The 1055-nt window shown below is 55.6% G+C and carries 1 pseudogene; it reads right to left on the minus strand.

From position 1 onward, the window contains the following. Positions 1-1055 (minus strand): annotated as a pseudogene (locus tag B5D32_RS15350) (hypothetical protein); the annotation flags it as partial.

Here is a 1055-nt window from a genome sequence, read left to right on the forward strand (position 1 = left end):
GCAAGCACGTCTTGGATGCGCTCCTGCAATGGCACCTGTACCGCCGTTCGCCTATTTAGTAAGGTATAGAAAACGTCTGTGAGGAACTCGTCCTCGTTTTCGTGTTCCACGATGGCGTTGCCGCACTGTGCCAGATAGGTGCGGAAGTTACGGGCGGTGGTTTCGAGCGTGGAGACAATTTCGGCGTAGGAGATATTTCGTTCATTTGTAGGTGCTTCGTACTGAAAAATTACGAAGAAACGGCGGCTGACTGCATCGCGGGAGCCGAGACGCTTTACAAAGCGGATATAGCTCATGTGGCGCTTGCGCACGTCGGCATCGGGTTCGTTGGCGGCATCCCGTCGCAGCTTGTCCAGATAGGCGTTGACATCTGCCTTGCGGGAAAACGACTTGAATTGCAATCGCACCGGGCTGACTTTCAAAAGGCTGGCGAACGAGTAGATGACGCTGCGTTGCTCGCGCGGGGAGCGCAGCAGGAAGTTGATGGGTTCGATTTCCAGAATTTTGATGTAGCGGTCATCTGTGGTGTGCAGGATGCCGTCCTCGATTTTCTCGATGGGCAGCAAATCGTAGAGCGTCTGCCGTTTTACCAGCTTTCCGTGGCGGTCTACTTTGCGCTGCAAGACCTGTGCATTATGGGGCAAGGTGTCGGTATCGTCGTAGTAGACAATGCGGTATCGCTTGCTGATGAATCGCAGATGCCGGTGTCGGTTGGCTTCAAGATTGCCCTGCGGCGTGGGCGTGACGATGCGGCGGCGCTTCATAAAGTGGAACCAGTGCGCCACAAACTGCGTCAGGCTGTCGCCGCCGATACCTACCACACCGAAAACGCCCAGCGGCACCGACACCGCAATGACAATCATCAGCCGGATATTGAACGCCAACGGCAGATAAAACAGCGGCACCGCGCTGCCCACGGCAAGCACAGCCGCCTCTACTGCATTGCGCAGTTTGACCGTGCCGCCGAGAATCGTGCCGGTGTCCACAAAATTCTGCGGGATCAGGTAAACATCCCGCTCTTCGCGTGAAATTTCGACCACCTCCAAACAAAAAGA

The organism is Gemmiger formicilis (genome assembly GCF_900167555.1).
In the GTDB taxonomy this organism is placed as follows: Bacteria; Bacillota; Clostridia; order Oscillospirales; family Ruminococcaceae; genus Gemmiger; species Gemmiger formicilis.